24 protein-coding genes are annotated in these 24,579 nt (G+C 73.4%); 7 read left to right on the top strand and 17 right to left on the bottom strand.

Going from position 1 to position 24,579, the window contains the following annotated elements; translation table 11 throughout:
- The 3 genes from DDW44_RS01510 (at position 1) to DDW44_RS01520 (ending at position 2,700) form a co-directional block, all read left to right on the top strand.
- Positions 1-678, top strand: a complete 678-nt coding sequence (locus DDW44_RS01510; RefSeq protein WP_108905294.1) for a uracil-DNA glycosylase — start codon at positions 1-3, stop codon at positions 676-678.
- Positions 675-1,691 (top strand): N-acetylglucosamine kinase, encoded by a 1,017-nt coding sequence (locus DDW44_RS01515; protein ID WP_108905295.1) that lies wholly within the window; start codon positions 675-677, stop codon positions 1,689-1,691. Before DDW44_RS01510 ends, DDW44_RS01515 begins: the two co-directional genes overlap by 4 nt.
- 88 nt (positions 1,692-1,779) lie before the next feature.
- Complete coding sequence (locus DDW44_RS01520) at positions 1,780-2,700, top strand: sirohydrochlorin chelatase (RefSeq protein WP_108905296.1); 921 nt, start codon at positions 1,780-1,782, stop codon at positions 2,698-2,700.
- Positions 2,701-3,265: 565 nt separating this feature from the next.
- Here DDW44_RS01520 and DDW44_RS01525 read toward each other — a convergent pair.
- The 3 genes from DDW44_RS01525 to DDW44_RS01535 form a co-directional block, all read right to left on the bottom strand.
- Positions 3,266-4,429 carry a nitric oxide synthase oxygenase gene (locus tag DDW44_RS01525; protein ID WP_108905297.1) on the bottom strand — a complete coding sequence of 388 codons (1,164 nt, stop codon included), beginning with the start codon at positions 4,427-4,429 and terminating at the stop codon, positions 3,266-3,268.
- Between the two features lie 557 nt (positions 4,430-4,986).
- Positions 4,987-6,501, bottom strand: a complete 1,515-nt coding sequence (locus DDW44_RS01530; protein ID WP_108905298.1) for an FUSC family protein — start codon at positions 6,499-6,501, stop codon at positions 4,987-4,989.
- Between the two features lie 264 nt (positions 6,502-6,765).
- The gene (locus tag DDW44_RS01535; RefSeq protein ID WP_244223941.1) at positions 6,766-7,323 is read right to left on the bottom strand and encodes a DUF6328 family protein; all 558 of its coding nucleotides are present in this window, start codon (positions 7,321-7,323) and stop codon (positions 6,766-6,768) included.
- Positions 7,324-7,534: 211 nt separating this feature from the next.
- Here DDW44_RS01535 and DDW44_RS01540 point away from each other — a divergent pair, with 211 nt between their 5' ends.
- Positions 7,535-7,903, top strand: a complete 369-nt coding sequence (locus DDW44_RS01540) for a low affinity iron permease family protein (protein ID WP_108905299.1) — start codon at positions 7,535-7,537, stop codon at positions 7,901-7,903.
- A 102-nt stretch (positions 7,904-8,005) separates the two neighbouring features.
- Positions 8,006-8,488 carry an Lrp/AsnC family transcriptional regulator gene (locus tag DDW44_RS01545; protein ID WP_108905300.1) on the top strand — a complete coding sequence of 161 codons (483 nt, stop codon included), beginning with the start codon at positions 8,006-8,008 and terminating at the stop codon, positions 8,486-8,488.
- Between the two features lie 462 nt (positions 8,489-8,950).
- Here the strand turns inward: DDW44_RS01545 and DDW44_RS01550 are convergent, their stop codons facing one another.
- The 9 genes from DDW44_RS01550 to DDW44_RS01590 all read right to left on the bottom strand — a co-directional run bounded on the left by DDW44_RS01550 (position 8,951) and on the right by DDW44_RS01590 (position 18,526).
- Positions 8,951-10,471 (bottom strand): aminopeptidase P family protein, encoded by a 1,521-nt coding sequence (locus DDW44_RS01550; RefSeq protein ID WP_108905301.1) that lies wholly within the window; start codon positions 10,469-10,471, stop codon positions 8,951-8,953.
- Positions 10,472-10,585: 114 nt separating this feature from the next.
- Positions 10,586-11,095 carry a MaoC family dehydratase gene (locus tag DDW44_RS01555; RefSeq protein WP_108905302.1) on the bottom strand — a complete coding sequence of 170 codons (510 nt, stop codon included), beginning with the start codon at positions 11,093-11,095 and terminating at the stop codon, positions 10,586-10,588.
- Positions 11,096-11,192: 97 nt separating this feature from the next.
- Positions 11,193-12,548 carry a hypothetical protein gene (locus DDW44_RS01560; RefSeq protein ID WP_108908699.1) on the bottom strand — a complete coding sequence of 452 codons (1,356 nt, stop codon included), beginning with the start codon at positions 12,546-12,548 and terminating at the stop codon, positions 11,193-11,195.
- A complete protein-coding gene (locus DDW44_RS01565) occupies positions 12,535-13,560 on the bottom strand; it encodes an ornithine cyclodeaminase family protein (RefSeq protein WP_108905303.1) in 1,026 nt (341 codons plus the stop codon). The genes DDW44_RS01560 and DDW44_RS01565 overlap by 14 nt, the downstream gene beginning before the upstream one ends.
- Positions 13,557-14,426: an HpcH/HpaI aldolase/citrate lyase family protein gene (locus DDW44_RS01570; protein WP_018891155.1), complete on the bottom strand. Its 870-nt coding sequence runs from the start codon at positions 14,424-14,426 to the stop codon at positions 13,557-13,559. The genes DDW44_RS01565 and DDW44_RS01570 overlap by 4 nt, the downstream gene beginning before the upstream one ends.
- Positions 14,423-15,676 (bottom strand): 8-amino-7-oxononanoate synthase family protein, encoded by a 1,254-nt coding sequence (locus DDW44_RS01575; protein ID WP_108905304.1) that lies wholly within the window; start codon positions 15,674-15,676, stop codon positions 14,423-14,425. Before DDW44_RS01575 ends, DDW44_RS01570 begins: the two co-directional genes overlap by 4 nt.
- Complete coding sequence (locus tag DDW44_RS01580) at positions 15,676-16,542, bottom strand: cupin-like domain-containing protein (RefSeq protein ID WP_208647924.1); 867 nt, start codon at positions 16,540-16,542, stop codon at positions 15,676-15,678. The genes DDW44_RS01575 and DDW44_RS01580 overlap by 1 nt, the downstream gene beginning before the upstream one ends.
- Before the next feature lie 44 nt (positions 16,543-16,586).
- Positions 16,587-17,600 carry a 4-hydroxy-2-oxovalerate aldolase gene (gene dmpG, locus DDW44_RS01585; protein ID WP_108905305.1) on the bottom strand — a complete coding sequence of 338 codons (1,014 nt, stop codon included), beginning with the start codon at positions 17,598-17,600 and terminating at the stop codon, positions 16,587-16,589.
- Complete coding sequence (locus DDW44_RS01590) at positions 17,597-18,526, bottom strand: acetaldehyde dehydrogenase (acetylating) (RefSeq protein ID WP_108905306.1); 930 nt, start codon at positions 18,524-18,526, stop codon at positions 17,597-17,599. Before DDW44_RS01590 ends, dmpG begins: the two co-directional genes overlap by 4 nt.
- 805 nt (positions 18,527-19,331) lie before the next feature.
- Here DDW44_RS01590 and DDW44_RS01595 point away from each other — a divergent pair.
- Positions 19,332-20,621, top strand: coding sequence for an MFS transporter (locus tag DDW44_RS01595; RefSeq protein ID WP_108905307.1), 1,290 nt, complete (start codon positions 19,332-19,334; stop codon positions 20,619-20,621).
- Between the two features lie 69 nt (positions 20,622-20,690).
- On the top strand, positions 20,691-22,124 hold the full coding sequence (locus DDW44_RS01600) for a hypothetical protein (protein WP_108905308.1): 1,434 nt from the start codon (positions 20,691-20,693) through the stop codon (positions 22,122-22,124).
- Between the two features lie 209 nt (positions 22,125-22,333).
- On the opposite strand, the gene DDW44_RS01605 is transcribed toward DDW44_RS01600, so the two are convergent.
- The 5 genes from DDW44_RS01605 to DDW44_RS01625 all read right to left on the bottom strand — a co-directional run bounded on the left by DDW44_RS01605 (position 22,334) and on the right by DDW44_RS01625 (position 24,477).
- Positions 22,334-22,525, bottom strand: coding sequence for a DUF397 domain-containing protein (locus DDW44_RS01605; RefSeq protein ID WP_108905309.1), 192 nt, complete (start codon positions 22,523-22,525; stop codon positions 22,334-22,336).
- Positions 22,522-22,689, bottom strand: coding sequence for a hypothetical protein (locus DDW44_RS32495; RefSeq protein ID WP_244223942.1), 168 nt, complete (start codon positions 22,687-22,689; stop codon positions 22,522-22,524). Before DDW44_RS32495 ends, DDW44_RS01605 begins: the two co-directional genes overlap by 4 nt.
- A 107-nt stretch (positions 22,690-22,796) precedes the next feature.
- Positions 22,797-23,141 (bottom strand): DUF6247 family protein, encoded by a 345-nt coding sequence (locus DDW44_RS01615; RefSeq protein WP_108905310.1) that lies wholly within the window; start codon positions 23,139-23,141, stop codon positions 22,797-22,799.
- A gap of 18 nt (positions 23,142-23,159) precedes the next feature.
- Positions 23,160-23,408 carry a hypothetical protein gene (locus DDW44_RS01620; RefSeq protein WP_244223943.1) on the bottom strand — a complete coding sequence of 83 codons (249 nt, stop codon included), beginning with the start codon at positions 23,406-23,408 and terminating at the stop codon, positions 23,160-23,162.
- 634 nt (positions 23,409-24,042) lie between these two features.
- Entirely contained in the window at positions 24,043-24,477 is a 435-nt protein-coding gene (locus DDW44_RS01625) for a secondary thiamine-phosphate synthase enzyme YjbQ (protein WP_108905311.1), read from the bottom strand.
- Between the last annotated feature and the right edge of the window lie 102 nt (positions 24,478-24,579).

The raw sequence follows: 24,579 nt of genomic DNA on the forward strand, positions 1-24,579 counted from the left end.
GTGGCAGCACGACCGTTGAAGGACATCGTCGATTCGGGGTGGGCCGACGCCCTGGAACCCGTGGCCGAACGCATCGCCGCGATGGGCGACTTCCTCCGCGCGGAGATCGCGGCGGGGAGGACGTACCTGCCGGCGGGCGCGCATGTGCTGCGCGCCTTCCAGCAGCCGTTCGAGGAGGTGCGCGTACTGATCGTCGGTCAGGACCCCTATCCGACACCCGGGCACGCCGTGGGGCTGAGCTTCTCGGTGGCGGCCGAGGTGCGGCCGCTGCCGGGCAGCCTGGAGAACGTCTTCCGGGAGATGCACACGGACCTCGGGCTGCCCCGGCCCTCGAACGGCGATCTGACCCCGTGGACCCGGCAGGGCGTGCTGCTGCTCAACAGGGCACTGACGACCGCGCCCCGCAAACCGGCCGCCCACCGCGGCAAGGGCTGGGAGGAGGTCACCGAGCAGGCCATCCGCGCCCTCGTCGCCCGCGGCACACCGCTGGTGTCCGTCCTGTGGGGGCGCGACGCGCGCAATCTGCGGCCGCTGCTCGGCAACCTCCCGGCGATCGAGTCGGCGCACCCCTCCCCCATGTCGGCCGACCGGGGCTTCTTCGGCTCCCGGCCGTTCAGCAGGGCGAACGAACTACTCGTCCGCCAGGGCGCGCAGCCGGTGGACTGGCGCCTCCCATGACCGGCGGAGACGCGGGCGGCTGGGTCCTGGGGGCCGACTCCGGGGGCTCCGGTCTGCGGGTGGCGCTCGCCCCCGCCGCCGACCCGTCGTCCGCGCTGAGCGCCTCGTCCGGGGAGCCGGTCCGCACGGGCGCGTCCGGGATCGAGGCGGCCCATCTGCTGGAGCAGTTGCTGCCGATGGCACGGGAACTGCTGCGGCGGGCCGGGGTGGCGGTTCCGGTCGCCGCCGCGATCGGGGCCGCGGGGATGGCGACCCTCGGGGACGAGCTGCGGGCCGTGCTGCCCGGGGAACTCGCGCGCGAGCTGGCTGTGGGGCGGGTGGCGCTCGCCGCCGACGCGGTCACCGCGTACGCGGGGGCACTCGGCCGGCGACCCGGCGCGGTCGTCGCCGCCGGCACCGGGATGATCGCGACCGGTACGGATCTGGTGAGCTGGCGCCGTGCCGACGGCTGGGGTCATCTGCTCGGGGACTGCGGGTCGGGCGCCTGGATCGGCCGGGCCGGGCTGGAGGCGGCGCTTCGGGCACACGACCGGCGCGCCGGGGGTTCCCGGGCGCTGCTGGAGCGGCTGGAGGACGTGTTCGGCCCGGCACCGGCGCTGCCAGGACTGCTGTACCCGCGGACGGACCGGCCCGCCGTGCTGGCCTCGTTCGCCCCCGAGGTGGCCCGCTGCGCCGCCGACGACCCGGTCGCCGCGCGCATCCTCGCCGACGCGGCGCAGCACATCGCGGAGGCGGCCGCGGCCGTCTGCCCGGCCCCTTCGGCCGGCGACTGCCAAGTGGCCCTCACCGGCGGGCTGTTCGCGATGGGGGACCCGCTCCTCGTCCCGCTGCGGGACGCCCTCGCCCGGGAACTCCCCCACGCCAGGCCGGTGTCGGCGGCCGGAGATCCGCTCTCCGGTTCACTCGCCCTCGCCGCGGCGCTCGCCGGCGGGACGCCCATGCTGCCCCCGGATCCCCGGCTGCTCGTACTCACAACCACCCTTACCAGCCAGACCGGTACAGGAAACCGTTAACGAACTCATCGGGTAAACACGGACAGACGGTACTCGACCGCCCCCTCCCTGAGCAGGCACGACGACCAAACCAGTAGCATGCGGCGCCATGAGCTCCCCCACTGGGCCCGCATCCGGCCTGCCCGTACGAATGCCGCGACCCCGCCAGCCCGGGCGGCACCGCCGCCCGGAGCCCGTGGTGGCACCCGAGGGCGCGCCGACCCTCGTTCTCGCCGTGCCCGGCACCCCGTCCTCCGCGATACGCGGCCTCGCCGAGGAAGTCGTCAGTATCGCCCGTTCCGAGCTGCCCGGCCTCGAGGCCGCCATCGGTTACGTCGACGGCGACGACGCCGAGTACCCCACGCTGGGGAGCGTGCTGACCGGTTCCGCCGCGCTGCGTGACGAGCGCTACGAGCTGGCGAAGGCGGCGGGCCGCGAGGTAGCCGAGCCCGAGGGCCCGGCCTCCGTCGTGGTGCCGCTGCTCGCCGGCCCGGACGGCGCCCTGATCCGCCGGATCCGCCAGGCCGTGCTGGACAGCCGGGCGACGGCGGAGCTGACGGACGTCCTCGGCCCGCACCCGCTGCTCGCGGAGGCCCTGCACGTGCGGCTGTCCGAGGCGGGGCTGGCCCGCGCGGACCGGGCCCGGCTGTTCACGGTCGCCACCGCCGCCGACGGAATCGTCCTGGCCACGGTGGGCGGCGAGGAGGCGGTGCAGGCCGCCGGCATCACCGGAATGCTGCTGGCGGCCCGGCTCGCCGTCCCGGTCATGGCGGCCGCACTGGACCAGGACGGCGAGATCGCGGCGATGGCGGAGGAACTGCGCGCCTCCGGCTCCTCCCAGCTCGCGCTCGCGCCCTACCTGGTCGGCCCGGAGCTGCCCGAGGGCCTGCTCGAGGCCGCCGCGGCCGAGGCGGGCTGCCCCGCCGCCGAACCGCTGGGCGCCTATCCCGCGATCGGCAAGCTGGTGCTGTCGCAGTACACGACCGCACTGGGGATCGCGCCCCAGCCGCAGGGCGCCCAGTCGCGCTGACGGCCGCCGCTCCGCAGGGACGGGAGGGCCCGCGCCGGAACCCGAGGGGCCCGGCGCGGGCCTTTCGGGTCCCGGCGCACGTGCGGAGACCGGTCCGCACGGAGCCCCGACCGCCGGTCCACCGGGCACCGGGTGTGGCGCGGGTCCGGCACCGGACGTACCGGACGTACCGGACGCGCAGGCGACGGCCGGGTACGGCGCGGGCCCGCGTACGGCCGGCGACGGTCCCCCTGGACGCGGTGCCCGTCAGTGCCCGGCCGGCGGGTCGGAGCCGGGCGCGGCGTCGCCCCGGCCCGCACGCCGGGACGGGACGGCCCCGCGGCCCCACGGCCGACGGACGCACCGCCTGGCGGACGCACGGCCCGACGGACGCACCTGGTCCGCTCGCGCTGCTTCGGGGCACTCGCTGCCGCCACGACCCTCCCGACCCTCCCGAGCCTCCCGCCCTCGGCCCGTGCCCCGCGCCCGGCCGGCGGTGCCCGAAGGCCCGGACCCGGGCGGGGCGCGCGGACCGTCCGCCCGCGTCGCCGTTTGCCGCCCGCCGCCCGCCCGCGCCGCCGCCCGGCTAGACCGGGCCGGGCGCGGAGGCCGTCTCCGGCACCGGTTCCTCTCCGCGGGCCCGGGCGAGCGCCTCCGGATGGTGCACGAACAGGGGACGTGCCTGCACGGTGTCGTAGGTGCGGTGGAAGACGGGGGTCGCGGCGCCGGAGATCGGCGGCACGATCCAGGACCAGTCGGCCCCCACCCGGCGCCCCCGCCCCGTCTCCTGCTCCAGGTGCGCGAGGAAGCGGCGCGACTCCGTGTGGTGGTCGGTGACCGTCACCCCGGCGCTGTCGAAGGAGTGCAGCACGGCCCGGTTGAGTTCGACCAGCGCCCGGTCCTTCCAGAGGGTGCGGTCGGTGGAGGTGTCGAGGCCCAGCCGCGCGGCGACGACCGGCAGCAGGTCGTACCGGTCGGTGTCGGCGAGGTTGCGGGCGCCGATCTCGGTGCCCATGTACCAGCCGTTGAAGGGCGCCGCCGGATAGCAGATGCCGCCGATCTCCAGGCACATGTTGGAGATGGCGGGAACCGAGTGCCAGCGCAGCCCGAGGGAGGCGAACCAGTCGTCCTCCGGGTGGCGCAGGAACACCTCGTGCACGGCGTCGTCCGGCAGTTCGAACCAGCGGGGCTTGTCGTCGCTGCCCTGCAGCACCAGCGGCAGTACGTCGAACGGCGTACCGGGACCGCCCGGCCAGCCGAGGCCCGTCGCGTACGCGGTGAGCCCGGCGTTGCGCGGGTCGCCGGTGCACCGGCCGCCGTCGTCCGCGTAGCCCGCGTACCGCACCAGCTGCTCGTTCCAGATGCGCGGGCCGGGGCGGCCGGGGGCGTCGGGCGCGAAGACCGTGATGACGGGCCGGATCCGCCCGCCGTTGGTCGCCTCGCGCAGATGCGCGGCGGCCTCCGCGGCGACGGTCTCGGCGTCGCGCACGTCGCGGCGGTCCCGGACCCGCAGGGAGCGCCAGTAGAGGCGGCCGATGCAGCGGTTGCTGTTGCGCCAGGCGACGCGCGCCCCGTGGGCGAGTTCGTCGGTGGTGTGGCGGTATGTGCCGGTGGCGTCTATCTCGGCGCGCACGGCGGCTATCCGGGCCGCCGGGTCGCCCGCCCCGCGTTCCTCCCGGTGGTACAGCCGCAGGAACTCCTCTGCCTCCTGCCGCAGTTGCGCAGGGTCGGCCGCCGGTGCGGGCTGCACGGGGGCCGTTCCCCCGGGCCCGGAACGGCTGACCGGGCACTGCCCCGGCGGAGGCACCGGCTCCGTTCGGACGGGCTGGGCTCCGGCCGGCTGGGGATCAGGCGGGCGGAACTCGCGGACGGCGGCTCTACGAAGGAACTTCCGCATGTGCGCACCCCGGTGTGTGAAGGCGTTGTGGATGCCGCCCGATCTACCCCGAACCGGGCCTGATCCACCCTGTGAATGCCAGATGCACGTGCCCGGCCGGGAGCCGCCGCCCGGCGCGCGGGGGCCCGCCGCGTACCGGCGTGCGTCCGAACGCGCGCCGGTGCCAGGGCGGACGGGCCGGCTCACCGCCGCACCCGGCACGCCGGGCGGCCGGCGATCCGCGCAGGCGGGTCGTGCGATGCGGTGCCGGTGGCCGGGCGCGGCACGTACGGTGCGCTGCCGGTGCCGGTGGCGGCGGCGGTGGCGAGGCCGGCGGTGGTGGCGGGGCGTGGCTCGTACGGTTCGGGGCAGCCGGCCGGTCACACGGGACCGGCCGGGGCGCCGCGGACGGGCCGGCGTCCGGGGCGCGTTCAGACGGCGGTGAGCGGCGCGCGGGGGGAGCTGCGCAGCGGCGTGGCGAGCCCGGAGAGGGCCCGCTCCAGACCGTCCAGGTGCGAGAGCGCGGCCTCGGCGGCGGGGTGGTGCGGGGCGGCCCCGGGCCCGGCGGGAGCGGGCGCGCGCCCGGGCCCGGAGTCCGGCTCCAGTGCGTGCACGGCGGCCTCGACCCGCCAGCAGGCCGCGGCCAGCCTGGCGTCGTGGGAGGCGTACGGGTCCGCCGCGACGGCGGCCAGACCGCGTACCTCCCGGGCGCAGTCGTCCAGCAGGGCGAGGACCTGCCTGGCCCGGGCCTTGCGTGCGCGCAGCGGGCTGAACGGGTGGACCAGGGGCGCCAGGGACATCCGGACCCGGGCGAGCAGCTGCTCCAGCTCCGCGGCCCGCGGCGCCGGGTCGGCGGTCTCGTCCCCCGCCAGCCTGCGCATCGCGACCGTGGTGCACTCGTGGACGCAGCGCACCGCCAGCCGGATCCAGGCGTTGGTCACCGAGTGGGTCGTGACGGGCAGGACGAACGCCACCGCCAGCGCCGCGCTGAGGGCGCCGACCGCGGTCTCGGCGAGGCGCAGCGCGAGCAGGGCGGGCCCCAGGGCCCCGAGCAGCCCGTACAGCAGCGAGACCAGCAGCGTCACCGCGAACATCATCCAGCTGTACGAGACCGGGGCGCTGTAGAAGATCCCGAAGACGCACGCCAGGACCAGGACGGTCGTCGGCAGCAGCGCGCCCTGGACGGGTATGGCGACGACCAGGCCCGCGGCGATGCCGAGGACGGTGCCGAGAAGCCTGCGGAAGCCCCTGACGAGGGTCTCTCCGCGCGCGCTGGTGTTGACGAAGATCCACCAGGCGGCGCCCACGGCCCAGTACCAGCGCTCGTCGGAGAGCAGCTGGCCGGTGGCGAGGGCGAACGCCCCGGCGACGCTCACCTGCACGGCCTGCCGGGTGGTCGTCCGGGCCAGTCCCGTTCCCGGCGGCAGCGCGGGCGCGGCGGGCGGCGTCAGGCGCCGTTCGAAGCACCAGGCGCCGAAGCGGACGGCGGAGGCCGCCAGAACGCCCAGGAGGACGGAGGAGCAGAGCTCCGGGAGCTGTGCGGGCACCGCGCGCAGGAACTGCGTCACGAAGAAGGTCATGAAGGCGAAGACCCCGAGGGCGTGCCCGCGCGGGCCCCAGCGCCGCGCGTACACCGCGGCGCCGGCGACGGCCACGAAGGCCGCGTCGCGCGCCCACGGAGCGGCGTGCAGGCCGGTCGCCAGCGCCAGTACGGGCAGGCCCACCACGGGCAGCAGGGCGGTGGTGACGGCCTGGTCGCGGACCCTCGGGTCGGTGACCGTGAAGAGGGCCAGGAGCGCTGCGAGCCCGCCCGTCATGACCGCGGTCAGCGTGTGGCCGGTGAGCGCGCACACGGCCACGGCCGCCCCGATGCCGAGGACGGCCCGAGTGGCGCTGCGCAGCCGCAGCAGCCCTGGGTCCGGAGCCACGAACACCCTCTTCAGCACTGCTGCCCGCCCCTTTCGACGTGTGCCGGCGTCCCGGCATGAAAAAGGCGCCGCGGAGTCCGCAGCGCCATCGACAGGTATATGAGAGCACCTCATGCCCCACTGGCTCAAGCCAGGGTCGATCCGGTGAGCCATTGGCCCATCGCTGTGGAGCCGGGCGAGCGGCCCGGCGGGCCAACGGACCAGTTCCGGGCCAACGGACCGGTTCCGGGGCGCCGGGTCAGCCACCGGATCCGCCGCCGACGGCCATCGCATCCGCCACCGTCAGTCACCGGATCCGCCACCGTCGGCCGGGGGCGCGCCGCGCCCGTGCCCCCTCGCCCGCGTGCCCTCCGTGCCCGCTTCCGTACCGCTCCGGCCCATGAGCGCCGGCAGCAGCCACCACAGCCCGGTGCAGACGAGCAGCGTCAGCGCGGCGGCGGCGATCCCCGCGGGCGTTCCGTACACGACGTCGACGACGAGCAGCACGGCGGAGGTCAGGGCCAGCGAGAGCACGGTGAGGCCGATGCCGGCGAGCCGCGACGAGACCGACACGACCTCCCGCTTCGCACCCCGGCGGAACAGCGCGCGGTGGACCGCGGCAGGCGCGGTGAAGAGGGCCGCGGCGATCACGGCGAGTACCAGTGCGGTCACGTAGGTGCCGCGCTGGAACGGGTCGAGCGTGGGGAAGCGGGCCTGGAACGCGAGCGTCAGCAGGAAGGCGAAGAGGATCTGCACCCCGGTCTGGACCACCCTCAGCTCCTGGAGCAGTTCGACGAAGTTGCGGTCCGCCCGTTCCAGCTCCGTCTCGCGCCGCGCTCCTTCCGGAATGTCGTCGGGCATGCTCCACGGGTACCGCGGCAACGCGGGGACCAACCCGTCGTCGGGCGCGCGCCGGTTCCGCCTCGGCCGTGCGCCCGGTCGCGGGGGCGGGAGACCCGCGCCCGCCCCGCGTGCCGCGTGCGGACCGCCGGAGCGGGGGGTACCACGGTTCAGAGGCCGAGCCGAGTGGTGTCGCAGGCGTCCTGAGCGGCCCGGAAGGAGACAGTGACCGATGACCACGAAGCATCCCGCCGACCGAGGCGGGCCCACGCCGGGCACCTTCGAGCGGCTGGCGGAGAAGGTCTCGAACCTCACCAGTTCACCGATCTTCTTCGGCTTCTGCCTGCTATTGGTGTTCACCGTCGTCGGGGTGCACTTCGCCGACGTCTCCCTGAAGTGGAAGATCTTCGCCGGTGAGTGCATGACCGCCGTCACCCTGATGCTCCTGGCGCTGCTGAAGAACTCGGAACTCCGCGGTGAGCGTGCGATCCAGCGGAAACTGGACGCCATCGCCGCCGCGATCCTCGAAGCCCACCGGGACCAGGGCGGCAAGGCGCACGAGGACCTGAAGGCCGCCATCCGGCTGGAGGAGGAGACCTGAGCCCACCCGGCGGCACCGCCCCGGGATGAGCGCCCGCCCCGTCGGCTGGGCCATTGGTACAGTCACGAGGAAGAACGGCGGGCTGCAGGGAGGCCGACGGCCATGGCGGTGGACGAGCTCGACACCCGCATCCTGCGGCTGATGATCGATCAGCCGCGCACCAGCGTGCGGGAGTACGCCCGGATCCTCGGCATCGCGCGCGGCACCCTCCAGGCCCGGATCGACCGGCTGGAACGCGACGGCGTGATCACGGGTACCGGCCCGGTGCTGTCTCCCGCCGCACTCGGTCATCCGGTGCTGGCGTTCGTCCACATCGAGGTCACGCAGGGACATCTCGACGAGGTGGGCGATGCACTGGCCGAGGTGCCGGAGATCGTCGAGGCGTTCTCCATCACGGGCGGTGGAGACCTGCTGACCAGGGTCGTCGCCCGGAACAATGGTCATCTGGAGGATGTGATCCAGCGTCTGATCAATCTTCCGGGCGTCGTCCGCACCCGGACGGAGATGGCGCTGCGCGAACGCGTGCCGCACCGGATGCTGCCGCTGGTGGAGTCCGTCGGCCGGGCCACCCGCGCGGCACGCTGAGCGCGGACCGCAGGAGCGGTCGGGGGCCGGCAGCCTGGGAGCACGGGCACGGCGCGGCACCCGGTCGGTTCGGGCGAGCCGCGCCGTGCCGCTGAAGACGCGGATCAAAGCCGTCCACCCGGCCGTGAGGCACCCGCGGCGCGGTGAGACGGGTGTATCCGGCGACAACGAGCACGGCACGGGCGACGGGGAACGGTGAGCACGGCACGGGGGCTGCGAGCACGTCCGGGGCCGCCGGCGGCCGGGGGCTCGCCGCGCCCTCGCTCTCAGCCAGAACGCTCACCGTCTGCGTGTAGATCAGGCGGCGGTACCCGAGCTCGGCATAGTTCGACCAGAGTGCCGTCAGATTGCGCTCGGCGAAGTACCTCGGCTTGCTCCACAACGCACCCCGCCCTCAGCCGCGCCGCGCCGGACCCTGACGGACCACCGGCGCGGCGCAGCCGGGGAGCGCGTGCGCGAGTCCTACCGCGGGCTTCGCTCTCCTGTCGTGCCCGACACCCGCGCCATCCACTCCTCCACTTCGTGGGAGCCGCGCGGCATCGCGGCGGACAGGTTCTCGCAGCCGTCCTCGGTCACCAGGACGTCGTCCTCGATGCGCACCCCGATGCCGCGGAACTCCTCCGGTGCCAGCAGGTCGTCCGCCTTGAAGTACAGGCCCGGCTCGACCGTGAGGACCATGCCGGGCCTCAACTCGCCGTCCATGTAGTCCTCGCGCAGCAGCAGCTGGCAGTCGTGCACGTCCATGCCCAGGTGGTGGGAGGTCCCGTGGACCATCCAGCGGCGGTGCCAGCCGCCGTGCTCCGGGTCGAGGGTCTGCTCGAGCGTGACTCCGTCGGGCAGCAGCCCCCACTCGTGCAGGCGGCGTGCGACGACCTCGTTCGCGGCGGCGTGGACGTCGCTGAACCTGTTGCCCGGCCGCACCGCCGCCATACCGGCCTGCTGGGCCTCGTGGACCGCGTCGTAGATCTTGCGCTGTACGTCGGTGAAGCGGCCGTTCACCGGAAGGGTGCGGGTGATGTCGGCGGTGAACAGGGAGTCGACCTCGATACCCGCGTCGATCAGGATCAGGTCGCCGTCCCGGACCTCGCCGGTGTTCCTCGTCCAGTGGATGGTGTTGGCGTGGTCTCCTGACGCGCAGATCGACTCGTACCCGACGCCGTTGCCCCGGTGCCGGGCGTACAGGCCGAACATCCCCTCCACCCACCGCTCGCCGCGCTCCTTGCGCACGGCCTCCGGCAGGGTGGCGATGATCGCCTCGAACCCCTCGTGGGTGGCGGCGATCGCCTTGCGCATCTCGCCGATCTCCCACTCGTCCTTGACGATCCGCATGCCCGACAGATGGCGGGCCAGTTCCTCGTCGGCCTCCTCCTGCTCCTCGCCGGACAGGGCCGTGCCCGCCTGGGCGCGGGTGGTGCCGACGAGTTCGGCGAGCTGCGGGTCGGCCGACCGGACCACCCGCAGCCGGGCGGCGGCGTCGTCCTTGGCCAGATCGTCGGCGAGCGAGTCGATGTGGCGGGCGGTGAGCCCGAGTTGCGACTCGACGTCGGCGACGGCCGGCCGGGAGCCGACCCAGAACTCCCCGTACCGGGAGTCGGTGTAGAACTCCTCGGTGTCCCGCGGGGCCGGTGGCCGGAAGTACAGCACGGCGTGGTGGCCGCCCTCGGGGCGGGGGTGCAGCACCAGGACGCTGTCGGGCTCGGCGTGTGCGCCGAGCCCGGACAGGTGGGCGAAGGCGGTGTGCGGACGGAAGGTGTAGTCGGTGTCGTTGCTGCGCACCTTCAGGCCGCCGCCGGGGATGACGAGCCGCTCGCCGGGAAATCGACGGGACACGGCCGCCCGCCGGCGGGCCGCATGGCCGGCCACCTCGGCACGGGGCGTGGGCGAACGGTCGTCGGCGGCCCATCCGGAAGCCATGAACTCGCGGAACTCGGTGCTGGTGGGAGTGCCGCGGTGGCCGGCCTTGGGTTGATTCTCGCTCGTCATGCCGGCCATCCTGTCAGACCGACCGACCGTTCGGGCCCCCTGTGCATCGAACTGACGATCACTCAGAACCGTTGGTCCGCAACGGCCGTCGCGCAGGGCGGCGGCACTCCCGGGTCACCGGTCCGCTGCCGGGTCCGCCCCTTCGCGGCAGCGGACCATGAACGACCGCTCGAAGACGATGACGGTCTCCCCCGTCGCCTTCGTGCCCGTGGTCTCCACCGTGATGATGCCCTGCCCCGGACGTGACCGGGACAGCCGCTTGTCGAGGATCCGGCTCGTGGCGTACAGGGTGTCGCCGACGAAGACGGGGCTCTTCAGCCGGACCCTGTCCCAGCCCAGGTTGGCCACCGCCCTCGCCGACAGCGCCTGTACGGTCATCCCGCCGACCAGGCACAGCGTGATGCCGCTGTTCACCAGGACCTTCCCGTACTCGGCGCCGGCGCCGTAGTGCCGGTCGAAGTGGAGCGGGTGCTGGTTCATCGTCAGCAGGGTCAGCCAGGTGTTGTCGGCCTCGGAGAGGGTGCGGCCCGGCCAGTGCCGGATCACCATGCCGGGCTCGAAGTCCTCGTAGTCCCCGCCGTGTTCCTCGGCGTACTCGTTGTCCTTGACGTGGCGCAGGGTCATGCGGTCTCACTCCGGTGCTGTCGCTGAACGGGGTCGGCGCAAACGGCGCGGTCGCCGCGGTCGCCGGGACGCGGGGGCGGTGCGTGGGCGGCCGCCGTCAGATCACCACCATCACGTTGTCGGAGCTGCTCGTCCCCGCCCGGACGCTGACGATGCCGGCGGTACCGTCGCCGTAGAACCGGCAGAACATCCCGGCCGGGCGGCCGCCGAACACCAGGGGGCCCAGCACCGGGGCGACCTCGGCGTCGTGCGGCTCGTCGGAGCCGTCGGCGATGAGGGCGACCCGGCAGGTCTGCGGCTCCACGAAGTCCTGCACCACGCTGCCGGCGCCGACGGCGTCGCCGACGGCGGACTCCCACCCGGCCTGGTCCACCTCGCGGCCGATCACCACCTGCTTCCCGCTCTCCCCGAGGCCGGCCTTGAGCACCAGCCGGTGCCGGTTCCCCAGCACGAACGGGAGCAGGTCGACCCGCCGGCCCTCGCGGTCGGTCTTCCGCTCCGAGAGGACCCGCGTCCACGGCAGGTACGTCTCGACCAGGTCGCGTTCGGCCCCGGTCATCCAGGGCCGCCCCTCCGACAGCAGGCCCATGGTGAGCTTGCTGTGCAGGAAGGTCGACGTCTGGGTGCCCACCAGCAGGCAGCCGTTGTCCAGCGCGTCCTGGACCGGCGCGGTGTCGAGGCCCGCCTCCAGCCAGTCCGGGATGGTGAAGTTCCGCAGTCCGACCGGATGGCGCAGCCGCGGGGCGCAGTCCCACGCCTGGTGCAGCTCCTCCGGCTCGAAGAAGCGCGCGGTCAGGCCGTGCGCGTTGCAGTAGTCGGCCTCCATCTCGAAGTACCGCCGCTCCACGCCCGTCACCCGGGCGCTGCCGACGACGGCCACCCGCGGTGCCAGCGCCAGTTCGGTGCTCAGCGAACGGAACATCTCGGCGCGCACGGCGAACGGGCTGGGCGAACGGAACGGGGTCCGGCCGTCCTCGTCGGCGTGGAGCCGGCGCCACACCGCAAGCCGGCTCTGCGTCTCCACCACGCCGCCGAGCGCCCCGCTGACGTTGAACTCCAGGAAGCGGGGCCCGTCCGGGCCGATGACCAGATCCGGGCGGACCACGCAGTCGGCGTACCGCTCCTCGACGAACGGGTCGCGCATCCACAGCCGGTTCTCGGTGGCGGGCATGCCGTAGGCCGCCAGCCGCTCGGCGGTGGTGGCTCCGGTCTCCAGGGCGGTCCGGCGCAGCAGTTCGATTAGGGCGGCGCTCGCCCGGAAGATCTCGGCGTAGGACGCGCGCGGAATCGCCATCGGGGCCGCGGGGAGGAGCCGCTGGTACGGCCAGCCGGTGTCCCGGAGTTCGTGCCGCAGCAGCTGCCGGATCGTGTCCGCCGGGGCGGCGGGCCGCAGCCGGTGGCGGCCGAACCACGGATGCCCGTTCGCCGTACCGAGATCCTCATACGTGTCCATCCGGCACTCCCTCCCCTGGTGGCGGAACGGCGGGCGGTCCTCCCGTTCCCCGTCCGGCGGCACGGCGCGGCTCGAACAGCGCCACCGCGGCCGCGGTGTCCTCCACGGCCATGCCGACCGTGCGCAGGACCGAGGTGCGGCCGCCGGGGTCGGCCCCGCCGCTCACCAGCCGGCCCAGCTCGTGCAGGTCCTCGGCCCGGATCAGCCCGCCGGCCACGGCGGCCCGGACCTCGCCCGCGCCGTCCAGCGCCGCGGTCCGGTCCTCGACGACCGTCATGGCACCGGCCAGCAGGGCCGGGTCGAGTTCGACGGCGTCCGGGTGGGTTCCGCCGATCACGTTCACATGCGCGCCGGGGGCCACCCAGTCCGCCTCCACCACCGGCGTGCCGTCGGACGTCGAGGTGGCGGTGCAGACGATCGGCGCGTCGGCGACGGCGTCCCGCGCGCTGTCGCAGACCACGGCGCGGATCGGACGGGGTGCGGCGCCCCGGACCCAGTCGGCGAGCCGGTCGGCCCCGGCACGGGTGCGCGAGTGGATCCGGACGGTGCGGATCGGGCGCACCGCGGCCGTCGCCCGGATCAGGGCGCGCGCCTGCACCCCCGCGCCGATCACCGCCATGGTGTCGGTGTCGTCGGGAGTGCACCGGCGGGTCGCCAGGGCGGTGACCGCTCCGGTGCGGACGGCGGTGAGCTCGGCGCCGTCCAGCAGGGCGGTGATCTGCCCCGTCTCCAGGTCGGTGAGCGCGACGATGCCGTGGATCAGCGGCAGTCCGCGTGCCGGGTTGTCCGGGGTGAGCGTGGTGACCTTGACGCTGCCCACGCCGCGCCGTTCCCAGACGGCGGGGCTGACCAGCAGGACGCGCCGGTCGCCGTGGTCGACGACGGTGCGGGCCGGGGACCGGGTCCGGCCCGCGGCCAGGTCGGCGAACATCTCGCCGAGCACGTCGATGACCCGGGTCATCCGCCGGGTGCCGGACATGTCGGCGGCATGGATCATCACCGGTGCGGTCATGCGGTTCCGCCGTCGCCGCCGAACCGGTCCGTCCAGGCCTCCCCGCGGGCCGCCGTGGTGCGCGCCAGCCGGGCGAACGGCGGGCCGACCATGTTGCCGTCCAGGACGGCTATCCCGCCGTCGGCCGCCGTCACGGCCTCCGCCACCCGGCGCGCCCGTGCCAGTTCGTCGGGCCGGGGCCGCAGGGTGCGGTTGATCACGTCGAGTTCGGCCGGGTGCACCGTCGCCTTGCCGTGGAAGCCGAGTGCCCGCACCCGGGTCGTCTCCTCGGCGAGGGCGGCCGGCTCGGCGAGCCGGAAGTTGGCGGTGTCGACGCACGCCGTGCCGTGCCGGGCGCAGGCCATCGCCATCGCCTGCCGGGCGGCCAGCATGGCCTCCCAGGTGATCTCGACGCCGATGGTGGCGGCCAGGTCGGCCGAGCCGAGCACCAGGCCGTCGGCGGCGCGCGCGATGGCGTCGATGCCGGTGACCGCCTCGACCGTCTCCACCGTCACATAGATCTCCGGGTGCGCGTCAGCCGACGCCAGCATCCGGCGCAGCAGGTCGACCTCGGCGGCCGAGGTCACCATCGTCATCACGACGATGCCGGGCCGCACCGGGCTGTCGGTCAGCATCAGCACGTCGTGCACCGCCGCGAGGCTGCCGAGTTCGTTGACGCGTACGGCGACGTTCGCCGGGCGCGCCGACTTCTCCAGCGCGGCCCGGCAGACCGCGCGGGCGGCCGGCTTGTCCGCGGGCGGTACGGAGTCCTCGAGGTCGACCAGGTGGACGTCCGCGTCGTACGACCAGGCCTTCACCACGCGTTCCAGGGACAGCGCGGGCGTGTACAGGATGCTGCGCGGGATCGCCCGCGCCGCGCCGGTCACCGGGTCACCGGCTCGGGCAGCGGGGCCGCGGGACGCGCCCCGGCCTCGACCAGTGCGGAGCAGAGCCGCGTGATCTGCTTTTCGGTCTGGCCGGCCCGCAGCATGACCCGCAGACCGGCGGTGCCGCGGGCGACGATCGGGAAGAACACCGGCGAGGTGTAGAACCCGGCCGCGAAGACCTGCTTGGCGGCGTCGACGACCGTCTCGTCGCTCATCGGCACCACCCGGATCGGGTAGCTGCTGCCGGACTGGGCGGTCGCGACCAGCGAGTCGAACAGCGCGATGCGGGACCGCAGGCGCCCCTGCAGCCGGGTGAGTTCGTCGGTGCGGTGGATCTCGGCCGAGGCGAGCGCCGCGCCGACCGCGGCGGCGTTCATCTTCTGCGAGTAGCCGAGCGGGCCGGCGAACCGTTCGATGAGCCGCCGGGTGTCCTGGGCGTACCCGTCGAGCAGGATCGCCGTGCCGCCGGCGCCGAAGCCCTTGCTCAGGGTCGCCACGGTGATGGTGCGCTCGTCCAGCACCGGGGAGTGCGAGCGGACGTAGCCGATGCCGCGCTCACCGTACGCGGACAGCGAGTGCGAGTCGTCGTAGAAGACCAGCAGGTTGTACTTCTCCTGGAGTTCGGCGAGCTCGTCGACGGGCGCGTAGCCGCCGAGGCTGTCCGAGCCGTCCACCACGTAGCAGACGCGCTCGTAGCTGCGGCACATGTCCTTGAGGAAGTCGAGGTCGTGGTGGCGGCAGGTCACCACCTCGGTCTCGTCGGCGCAGCTCGGTTTGGCGTTGGCCATCGAGACATGGGCGTTCTTGTCGAAGACCATCAGCGGCCGGGTGCCGTTGCCGAGGTGGCCCGAAGCGACCAGCGGCAGCAGCCCGGTGCTGGCCGCCGCGGTGGAGATGGCGCTGATCACCATGGCGCCGAACAGCTCGCCCAGCGACTCCTCCAGCTCCAGCAGCACCGGCGTCTGGACGCGGGTGCGCGGGATGCAGTGGTCCAGCACGCCGAAGCGGCGCAGCGAGGCGACCGCGCCGTCGATGACCTTGGGGTGGGTGTCGAGGTCCAGGTAGGAGCAGACCGTGAAGTTGACGAACTCGTGCCCGTCGGGCATGTGGAACACGCCGTCCTCGAGGTCGCCGACGATGCCGGCGACCCCGTGCTCGTAGGACATGTTCCAGAAGGTGTTGCCGATCCCGATGAGCCTGTCGTTGTCGCGGTACCGGTGGGTGGGGGTGATGGTCTTGCGCTCGCTCATCAGGAGTTCACCTCGGTGGGCTGGTAGCTGTAGACGCCCTTGAACCTCCGGTAGGCGTACGTGTACAGCGCGACGCCGAGCACGTGCGGCCGGTGGAGGATCTTCTTGGACTTGAGCCAGAAGTTGACGTTGATGTTGATGTCGTCCAGCGACTCGGCCTGGTGCCACCAGCCGAGCGGCAGGTAGAGCATGTGGCCCGGCTCCAGGACGAAGTCGCGGCGCTGGGCGAGCTTGGCGGCCAGCCTCGGGTAGCGCTCCAGGTCGACGTCGTCGAGGTCGACCACCCGGGACTTGTCGCCGAACCCGCGCAGTACCGACCTCGGGTAGTAGGCCCGCACACCGGGGGGAGCGACGATGAACCGCTTGCGGCCCTCCAGCGCGATGTTGAAGTTCTCGAACTCGTCGAAGTGGTTCTTGGTGAACACGCCGCGGTGGCTGATCCACAGGTTGGCCGCGTAGAGGGAGTCGCCGTAGCCGAAGAGCTCGCCCGCGTCGAAGCCGATGACGGCGTTCACGTCGGCCGGGCTGCTGCGGATGTTGGACACCACCCGGTGCCAGGTGTCCGGGCTGCTCAGGTGCCGCTCGTCGGCGAAGAACTCGCGGAGCTTGATGTCCCGTGTCTCCCAGCGGCCCGGGTGGTTCTTGTCGCCGGGCTCGGTGAACAGGGTGACGGTCATCTCGGCCAGGCGCGCCGCCACTTCGTTCCTGCCGAGTCCCTGCACACTGCTCGGCAGCTTGATCACCACGGGCCGGTCGGCCTTGAACAGCCCCCGGGGGCCGACGGCCGTGAACGCGTCGAACGACATGCGGGTGACCTCCACACCCGCCGTCCCCCTCGACTCGGGCACAGCGTCCGGTACTGCCATGTCGTCTGTCCTCCCCTTTGTCGAAAAGCCGGTTGACTCGCCCGTCAGCCGTCGGTCCCGCGGCCGCTCAGCTCCGCCACCACGTCCACGATCAGGTCCTCCTGGCCGGCGACGGCCTGCCGCCGGCCGAGTTCGAAGAAGACGTCACGCGGGTCCACCCCGGCGGCCGCGGAGAGTTCGACGACCCGGTGCTTGAATCCGGAGAACACCCCGGCCAGGCCGCTGACGATGCTCATCGACGCGGTCACCGGAGGTGCGGGCATGAGTTCCCGCTCGGCGAGGTCGGCGGCGTCCAGCAGCGCGTACAGATCGATACCGGTGGCGAACCCGCTCCGCTCCAGCACCGGGACCAGCACCTCGAGCTGGGTGTTGCCCGCCCCGGCGCCGAAGCCGCGGGCGCAGCCGTCGATGATCAGGGCGCCGGCCTCGGCCGCGGCCACCGAGTTGGCGACGGCCATGCCGAGGTTGTTGTGCCCGTGGAAGATGACCGGGGTGGTGCCGACCGCCCCGACGATCGCGCCGATCCGCGCGGTGACGTCCGGTGGGAGGAAGTGGCCCGCGGAGTCCATGATCCCCACGGCCTGGGCCCCGTACCCGACGGCCCGTGCGGCCTGCTCGGCCAGCTCGCCGGGGGTGGCCATATGACTCATCATCAGTACGCAGTGGGCCTCGGCGCCGGCATCCCGCAGGAAGCCCAGATGGCGCTCGGCCAGCGAGGTCTCGGTGGCGTGCACGCCGACGCGGAAGACGTCGACCCCGTGGGCGATCGCCCGCCGGAGGTCGTCGGAGGTACCCCAGCCGGGCAGCATGAAGGTGCCCATCCGGCTGTGGCGCAGCGCCTCCCGGACGGTCGACAGCATCTCGTCGTCCGCCGCGGCGGCCAGCCCGACCTGCAGCGAGGAGGCACCCAGGCCGTTGCCGTGGCCGACCTCCACCACCGGGATCCGCGCCGCGTCCGCCGCCTCCGCGTAGCGGCGCAGCGCGGCCGGTCCGAGCTGGTGCCGGACCGCGTGCTGGCCGTCCCGCAGCGTGGGGTCGTGGATCACCACCCGTGTCATGAGGCCACCCCTGTCCGGGACATGCGCTCCGGCCGGGCCGCGTACTGCTCGGCGACCAGGACGGCGGCGGAGTTGATGATGTCGAGGTTGCCGGCGTACGGCGGCAGGACGTCGCTGTGCGCCATGACCTGGAGGGTGATCGTCACCCGGTCGCCAGCCGCGGTGCAGGCGGTGACCTCGTAGCCGGGGGCGAAGGACCGCACCTCCTCGGCCGCCCGTTCGGCCACCGCGCGCACCGCCGCCGGGTCGGCGCCGGCCATGCGGGCGTGGACGGCCGTACGGAAGGTCGCCGGCGGCACCGCCGGGCTGATGTTGAGGATCGCCTTGACGTCGGCCACGCCGGAGAACGCCGTCACGGCGTGACCGGTGGTCGCCACGTACTCGTCGAGGTTCAGCCTGGTCGCACGGCCCGCGACATCGCTGGCGACGGTCGAGACGACCTCGAGGTACGTCACCGGGAAGCGGGCCGCGAGCGCGTGCACGACCGGGATGGACGCCTGTCCGCCGCAGCTGATCAGGTTGACGTTGCGTCCGGTCGCCGCCGACACCCCGGTCACCGTGGGCGCGACCATCCGCCCGATCTTGCTGGGCGTCAGGTCGATCACCAGCGTTCCGAGCGGCTCCAGCAGCGGCCAGTGGTCCCGGTGGGCTGCGGCGCTGGTGGCGTCGAAGACGACGTCGAACGGGCGGGCCGCAGCGAGTACGGCCTCGATGCCGGCGGCCGAGGTGGCGTAGCCGAGGCTCTCCGCGTACCGCAGGCCCGCCGACTCCGGATTGCGACCGGCGACCAGCCGGCAGTCCAGGGCGGGCGACCGGTCGATCTTGCTGACCAGATCACGGCCGATGGCTCCGGTGCCGATGACGGCGACCGTCACCGGTTCGACGACATCCGGTTGGGCTGTCGTCAGGCCCGCCGTGGGACTCACCGTATGCCTCCGTGGGCGGTGCGGTGGCAGGTCGGCGGACGACTCACAAGGCAGCGGCGGGTGCCGGTCGCACGTCTCGCCGCATCCGGTTCGCTGGTTCCCCTGAACACCATGGACGCTGTCCCTCACCTTCGATGTGCGCGCGGCTGCTCCGGGGCAGCCCTGACGGCGGGCACCCCGGGGCCTCCCCTGGCCGTCCGTTCCAGACCGTGTGCCGACGCGATCGGTCACGCTGCCCCTGGCGCGACCGCCGGTCAGCCGTCACTGCCGGCGGGCCCGGAGGGGCGAGGCGTGCGGAAGCCGACGCGCGGTCGCGCCTCTGGAGGACGAAGAAGCCAGGACCACTCGGCCGCGGGCCGTGGCCATCGGCCGCGGGTACGAGTCGTGGGTCCTGACGCAGTGTGTGCACTGCCCCGTTGACGGCATGCCCTCCCTTGCATGCCTGCTGCCGGCCGCCGACTCAGCGCCCGGCGGCGGCGAACTTACCAGAAGACCGCAGGACACAACCCCCCTCAGACGCGGGGAGTTTGATCATCCTCGGGGGTGCCCGGCCGGGTGCCCCCGGCCCCTCGGGCGACGGGTGCGTCGTCTCCCGACCGGCGGGCGCGCCGGCTACCGACCGGCGGGCGCATCGTCTCCCGCGGACGGCGGACGGCGGATCTGATCTTGCCCTCGACGCCGCCACGGACGCCGACTATCCTCGGCAACTCCGCGCGCCGACCGCAGGGGTCTCGGCACGCGACGACGGGGCGGCATATCCGAGGGGGAAGACGATGGACTGCCGGCTGCGCTGCCACGCGCTGTCATGAGCGCGTCGACGGCCGACTCCACCAGCTCGCAACGGCCGCGGCTGGGACGGGACTTCCCCTGGCTGTGGTGGTCCGCCGCCGTCTCCTCACTCGGTGACGGGGCCACCATCGCCGCCGCCCCCCTGCTGGCGAGCCGGCTGACCGACGACCCCCGCCTGATCGGCGCGGCCTCGGTCGCCTTCACCGCGCCGTTCATCCTGTTCGGCATCCCGGCAGGGCTGCTGCTCGACCGCGTCGACATCCGGGCGATGATGGTGCGCGTCGACTTCGCCCGGGCCGCCCTGCTGGCCGTGCTCACCCTCGGGATCCTCGGCGGCTGGGGCGGGCTGCCGCTGCTCTACGTGTGCATGTTCCTGCTCGGCACCGGCGAGGTCCTCTGCCGCAACGCCGCCCAGGTACTCGTCCCCTTCATCACCCCGAAGGACGGGCTCGCCACCGCCAACGCCCGCATCATGGCCGCGCAGGAGGCCGGCGCCGGCTTCGTCGGCCCACTCGTCGGCGCGCTGCTGTTCGGTGTGGCGATGGCCCTGCCGTTCGGCGTGGACGCGGCCACCTTCCTGTGCTCCGCCGTCCTGGTCAGCCGCATCCGCCGCACCCGGCCGGTCGAGCCGGGCACGGACCGGGCCGGCGTGCTGTCGCAGATGCTGGCGGGCGCCAGATGGCTGTACGGGCACCACCTGCTGCGCAGCCTCGCCCTGGTGTCCTGTCTGATCAACCTCGCCGGGAGCGCGATGCTCGCCGTGCTCGTGGTGCACAGCGGGAGGATCCTCCACCTGGGCCCCTTCGGGTACGGCGCCCTGCTCGCCTGCCAGGCCGTGGGAGCCGTCGTGGCGTCACGGTTCGCCCCCGCCCTGACACAACGCCTCGGCAGGGAGGGCGCGCTGGTCGCGACCGCCGCCCTGATCGCCACGAGCGAGACGGTGCTGGCCGCCGCCTCGTCGGCGTACGCGGCCGGTGCGGCGCTCGCCATCTTCGCGTGCGGGACGGTGACATGGAACGTCGTCGTGGTCGTCCTGCGGCAGACCCTGGTGCCGCAGCACCTGCTCGGGCGGGCCAACAGCGTGTACCGGCTCGTCGCCTGGGGCGGACTGCCGATCGGTGCGGCGGCGGGCGGCTTCCTCGCCGCCGAGGTCGGCACCCGCGCCGTGTTCGGCGCCGGCGCGGTGGTCATGGCGGTCGTCGCGGCGGCACTCCTGGTGGGCGCCCGCCGCCGGTGGATCACCCGCGCCGAGCAGAGCTCCGTACGGAGCGCCGAGCAGACCCCGCGGCCGACGGGCGAGACCTGAGCCCGGCAGCCGCCCGGCGCGCCCGCGCCGCCGTACCCGACACCCGGTCCACTCCGGAAAGGACACGCGTTGACGACCACGAGCCTGCCCCAACCACCCAGGTCGCGGCTGGGCCACACCTACCGGGAGCAGCTCGCGCGGTACGCGCCGGGCGGCCACCCCACGGCCGCCGCCCGGGAGTCGGCCGCACTCACGCTGGCGTACCAGGACCGGTTCCTGAGCGGCCCCGCCTTCCTCAGCGAGGCCGAGCGAAGCACCGTCGTGGACGACCTCCACACCGCCTACGGGCTGCTGCGCTCGCTGCCGGAGCGGGTGTTCGGCGGAAGCATCACCGCACTGGCCGCGGCGGTCGGCCTGGATCCCCTGCAGTCGGCGCTGATCACCCGCAGCGCCCGGACCGGGGCGCTCCTCCCCCTGGGGCGGGCCGACCTCTACCACGACGGCACGGGCTTCAGACTCCTCGAGTTCAACATCACCAGCGCGCTCGGCGGCTTCGAGAACGCGGACATCAACCGGGCGATGCTGGCCTACCCGCCTCTGGAGGAGTTCGTACGGCGGCACGGTCTGCGCTACCGGGACACCCTGGGCTGCATGGTGCGGACCATGTACGCCGAGTGCGCCTCGGTACTCCCCACCGATCGGCCACCCGTCGTCGCCGTGGTGGACACGGCGGAGAACTTCGCCGTGGTGGGGCCCAGGCTGAGGGTGTTCGCGGCGAAGCTGGCCGACCACGGAGTCGAGGGGATCGCCTGCGACCTCGGCGAACTCCGCTACCCCGGCGGCCGTCCCACCGTGTCGGGCCGCGCCGTCGACATCGTCTTCCGGTACTTCCTGGCCGAGGACCTCACCGACCCCGCCACGGCCGCCCTGCTGGAGCCGCTGCTGGTCGCGGCCGAGCGGGGCAGGGTGGGCCTGTTCAGCCGGCTGGACGCCGAACTGTACGGCAACAAGGGCACCTTGGCGATGCTCTCCGACGAGCGGCACCGCGACCTGTTCGACGCGGCCGAACTGGCCTGCATCGACCGGCTCCTGCCCTGGACGCGGTACGTGCGCCCACGCACCACGGACCCCGGCGGTGCCCCGGTCGGCACGCTCTCCTACGCCCTCGCCCACCGGCAGGAGCTGATCCTGAAGCCGACCCTGCTGCACGGCGGCAACGGGATCACCGCCGGCTGGGAGGTGGACCCGGCGGAGTGGGAGCGCAAGGTCGCCTCGGCCGTGGACGGCCCCTTCGTGCTCCAGCACCGGGTACGCCCCGCCGCCGAGCCGTTTCCCGACCACGCGGGCGGCGAGCGGGAACTCTTCCTCAACTGGGGTCTCTACGTGGGGGTGCGCGATGCCGACGGCGACGGCGACGGATACGGATACGGTGCCGACGAGTACGACTACGGCGACGGGTACGGCGGAGGCTTCGTCCGGGCGAGCCCCGATGCGGCCGCAGGGGTGGTCGGCATGGGCACCGGTGCCTCGGTGGGTTGCGTCTTCCACGGCGGCGACCGCTGACGGCACGCGGCCGGAACGAAGAGGCTCGAGGCGCGCGGCACACCGGCAGCCAGGAAGGCCTCACGGGTAGAGGTGAGGACGCGGGCGGCTCCAGCTGCGCGGGCAGGCGGCAGCAAGGCCGCCGCGAAGCCCGCACCGCGGAAGAAGGCTGCCGCGCCGAAGCCGACGCCCGACCTCGGTGACCGCCTCGTCAACCGCGCTGCACTCGGTTACGCCCCCGAAGCTCCCGACACGAACCTCACGAAGGGCGCCCAGCCCTCGCGGCCCACGGCGAAGGGCGGGCGGGCCGGATCCTTGGAGTCCCGTACATGAACAGCTTGTCCGGCGACAGCCACCTCCACACAGTCGTCGCCCGGGCTACCGCTATGGCTGGACTTGACGTCACTCCGCGCGGGGGTCAGGTGTCGAGATGCTGCGCTCCGAAGTGCTGTGCGCGAAGGACCAGGACGACATCGTTGCGGTAGTCCTCCTGGTACCAGACCATCACGGCGCCCTCTGCGAACGTCCTGACGCCGGATGCCGCCTCGGTGATGTCGAAGGGCTTACCGATGCGACGGACTCCCACGGCATCGGCGATCCGCTACGCGATCGCCTCGGCCTCCAGCCGCTGAGCCTTGTCCAGGCCGCCGACGACGTTCTCGGCGTCGGGTTCGTACTCCCAGGTCCAGTCACTCACGCGGCGACAGCCTCGGCAAGGATCGAAGCCAGCTCACTCGCGGCGGCGCGGCGCGCGGCGCGATCGTCCGACTCGCTGACGATGCGCTCGCACTCTCGGAAGCGGGCCAGGCGCTGCGGGTAGCGGGCGACTCCGACCCATGACCACCAGTGCTCGACGAAGGCACGGGACGGTGTGAGGGTGTACTCATCGCGGGCTTGGCGCATCGCTTCGTCCCACTGCTGATCAAACGTGGCGAGGACAGACGGGTCGAGGCGTCCGACGGCAACGCGGAGCGCGGCCGGGGTCTTCTCGGGCATGGGGATGCGAGGGCCAGTGGGCTCTGCGGCACGCTCGGTCATGACGGACTCCGTAAGGTCTCAGGCGGCGGAGTGGAGCAGGGACGGGGTAACGGCGCCCGCGGCTTCCTCGCGCGGCTCGGCCTGCTGCTGGGCGCGCGGCGCGGCGTCGAGACCGGCCGAGACGCGCCCGGCAACGGTCTCGCGCAGCAGCAGTTCACAAAGGACGCTCATGGACTGGATACCCTCCCGCACTCGGCGCTCGTCGGCGTGGGCCCAGGCGTCGTCTCCGATGGCGGCGAGATGCCCGCTGCGTCCACCCGCGCGCACGTCCCCCTCCGGAAGGGGAACGTCGACGACGCCGACGGCATACCGGTCCAGCAGGACAGTGAGCAGGTGACCGACGGTCAGGGCATCGCCGGCGGCGATGTCGTCGGCACTGTCCTAGGTGGCGTCATCCACATAGGGGCGGCGAGTAGTGCGGGCCAGTGTGGCCCGCTTCCTGCGGGGTGGCATAGCCCGGGCCTCCGTAGGTGTCCTTCAACGGCTCGTACCGCCACTCTAGCCCGACCATGGCTGTTTCTCAGACCCAGTCTAGAACTACGACCATATCTGAACTTCAGTTCCGCACGTCCGCACCTGCGACGCCCCGAACCCTCGACTGCGGGCTGGAGCAGGCCCGACTGAGCCTGCACGCCACGCTCGGCGACCCCGAGGTCAAGAGCACATCGAGGGCAACATCGAAACCCGTACGACGCCGGAATCCGGGCCGGCGAACTGACGGAGTCCACGGAAGAGCCCTTCCTTCCGTGGCGCCTGGAGAAGGCCGACGCCCTCGCGCGGATCACAGCGGAGGTGCGACACCTGTCCCGATTTCCCGATTCCGGTGACGTCTGCTGGTTCACCGTGCCGTGACGCACCCGAGCACGCCCGGACCGCCCAATGGTCCGGCCGCAGATCCGGCCTACAGTGCCGGAGCACCGAGGAACGACAGCCGCACCTGACGGTTCGGGTTGTCCTTGTTGGTGTCGACCAGGCAGACCGATTGCCAGGTACCGAGCTGCAGTCTCCCTTCGACGACCGGCAGAGTGGCATGGGGCGGCACCAGCGCGGGCAGGACGTGGTCCCGGCCGTGGCCCGGACTGCCGTGGCGGTGCTGGTAGCGGTCGTCGGCGGGAAGCAGCACATGCAGTGCGGCCAGCAGGTCGTTGTCACTCCCCGCGCCGGTCTCGATCAGCGCGATACCCGCGGTGGCATGGGGCACGAACACATTGAGCAGACCGTCGCGGCCGTCGGCGGTCTCCGCGAGGAACTCCTCGCAGGCGTGGGTCAGATCGGTCACGCTCTCCCCCGTGCCGGTGCGGAGTTCCAGGACGCGGGTGGTGAAGGCTTCGGGCATACCCCCATACTCCCGCCCGGCCGGTGAGATCGCGCGTCCGGGTGCCGCGGCACCGGCCACCGGCCGTCGAACGGGTCAGCCGGTGCTGCCGCGTGGTGCGCA

Source organism: Streptomyces tirandamycinicus (assembly GCF_003097515.1).
GTDB classification, from domain to species: domain Bacteria; phylum Actinomycetota; class Actinomycetes; order Streptomycetales; family Streptomycetaceae; genus Streptomyces; species Streptomyces tirandamycinicus.

Excerpts from the sequence above, each read along its gene's own strand:
- DDW44_RS01625 (WP_108905311.1), bottom strand. The coding sequence starts at position 24,477 with ATGCCCGAAGCCTTCACCACCCGCGTCCTGGAACTCCGCACCGGCACG.
- DDW44_RS01595 (WP_108905307.1), top strand. The coding sequence starts at position 19,332 with ATGAGCGCGTCGACGGCCGACTCCACCAGCTCGCAACGGCCGCGGCTG.
- DDW44_RS01545 (WP_108905300.1), top strand. The coding sequence starts at position 8,006 with ATGGCGGTGGACGAGCTCGACACCCGCATCCTGCGGCTGATGATCGAT.
- DDW44_RS01560 (WP_108908699.1), bottom strand. The coding sequence starts at position 12,548 with ATGGACACGTATGAGGATCTCGGTACGGCGAACGGGCATCCGTGGTTC.
- dmpG (WP_108905305.1), bottom strand. The coding sequence starts at position 17,600 with ATGACACGGGTGGTGATCCACGACCCCACGCTGCGGGACGGCCAGCAC.
- DDW44_RS01520 (WP_108905296.1), top strand. The coding sequence starts at position 1,780 with ATGAGCTCCCCCACTGGGCCCGCATCCGGCCTGCCCGTACGAATGCCG.
- DDW44_RS01550 (WP_108905301.1), bottom strand. The coding sequence starts at position 10,471 with ATGACGAGCGAGAATCAACCCAAGGCCGGCCACCGCGGCACTCCCACC.
- DDW44_RS01615 (WP_108905310.1), bottom strand. The coding sequence starts at position 23,141 with ATGACCGAGCGTGCCGCAGAGCCCACTGGCCCTCGCATCCCCATGCCC.
- DDW44_RS01555 (WP_108905302.1), bottom strand. The coding sequence starts at position 11,095 with ATGACCCTGCGCCACGTCAAGGACAACGAGTACGCCGAGGAACACGGC.
- DDW44_RS01575 (WP_108905304.1), bottom strand. The coding sequence starts at position 15,676 with ATGAGCGAGCGCAAGACCATCACCCCCACCCACCGGTACCGCGACAAC.
- DDW44_RS01535 (WP_244223941.1), bottom strand. The coding sequence starts at position 7,323 with ATGCCCGACGACATTCCGGAAGGAGCGCGGCGCGAGACGGAGCTGGAA.
- DDW44_RS01565 (WP_108905303.1), bottom strand. The coding sequence starts at position 13,560 with ATGACCGCACCGGTGATGATCCATGCCGCCGACATGTCCGGCACCCGG.
- DDW44_RS01515 (WP_108905295.1), top strand. The coding sequence starts at position 675 with ATGACCGGCGGAGACGCGGGCGGCTGGGTCCTGGGGGCCGACTCCGGG.
- DDW44_RS01580 (WP_208647924.1), bottom strand. The coding sequence starts at position 16,542 with ATGGCAGTACCGGACGCTGTGCCCGAGTCGAGGGGGACGGCGGGTGTG.
- DDW44_RS01540 (WP_108905299.1), top strand. The coding sequence starts at position 7,535 with ATGACCACGAAGCATCCCGCCGACCGAGGCGGGCCCACGCCGGGCACC.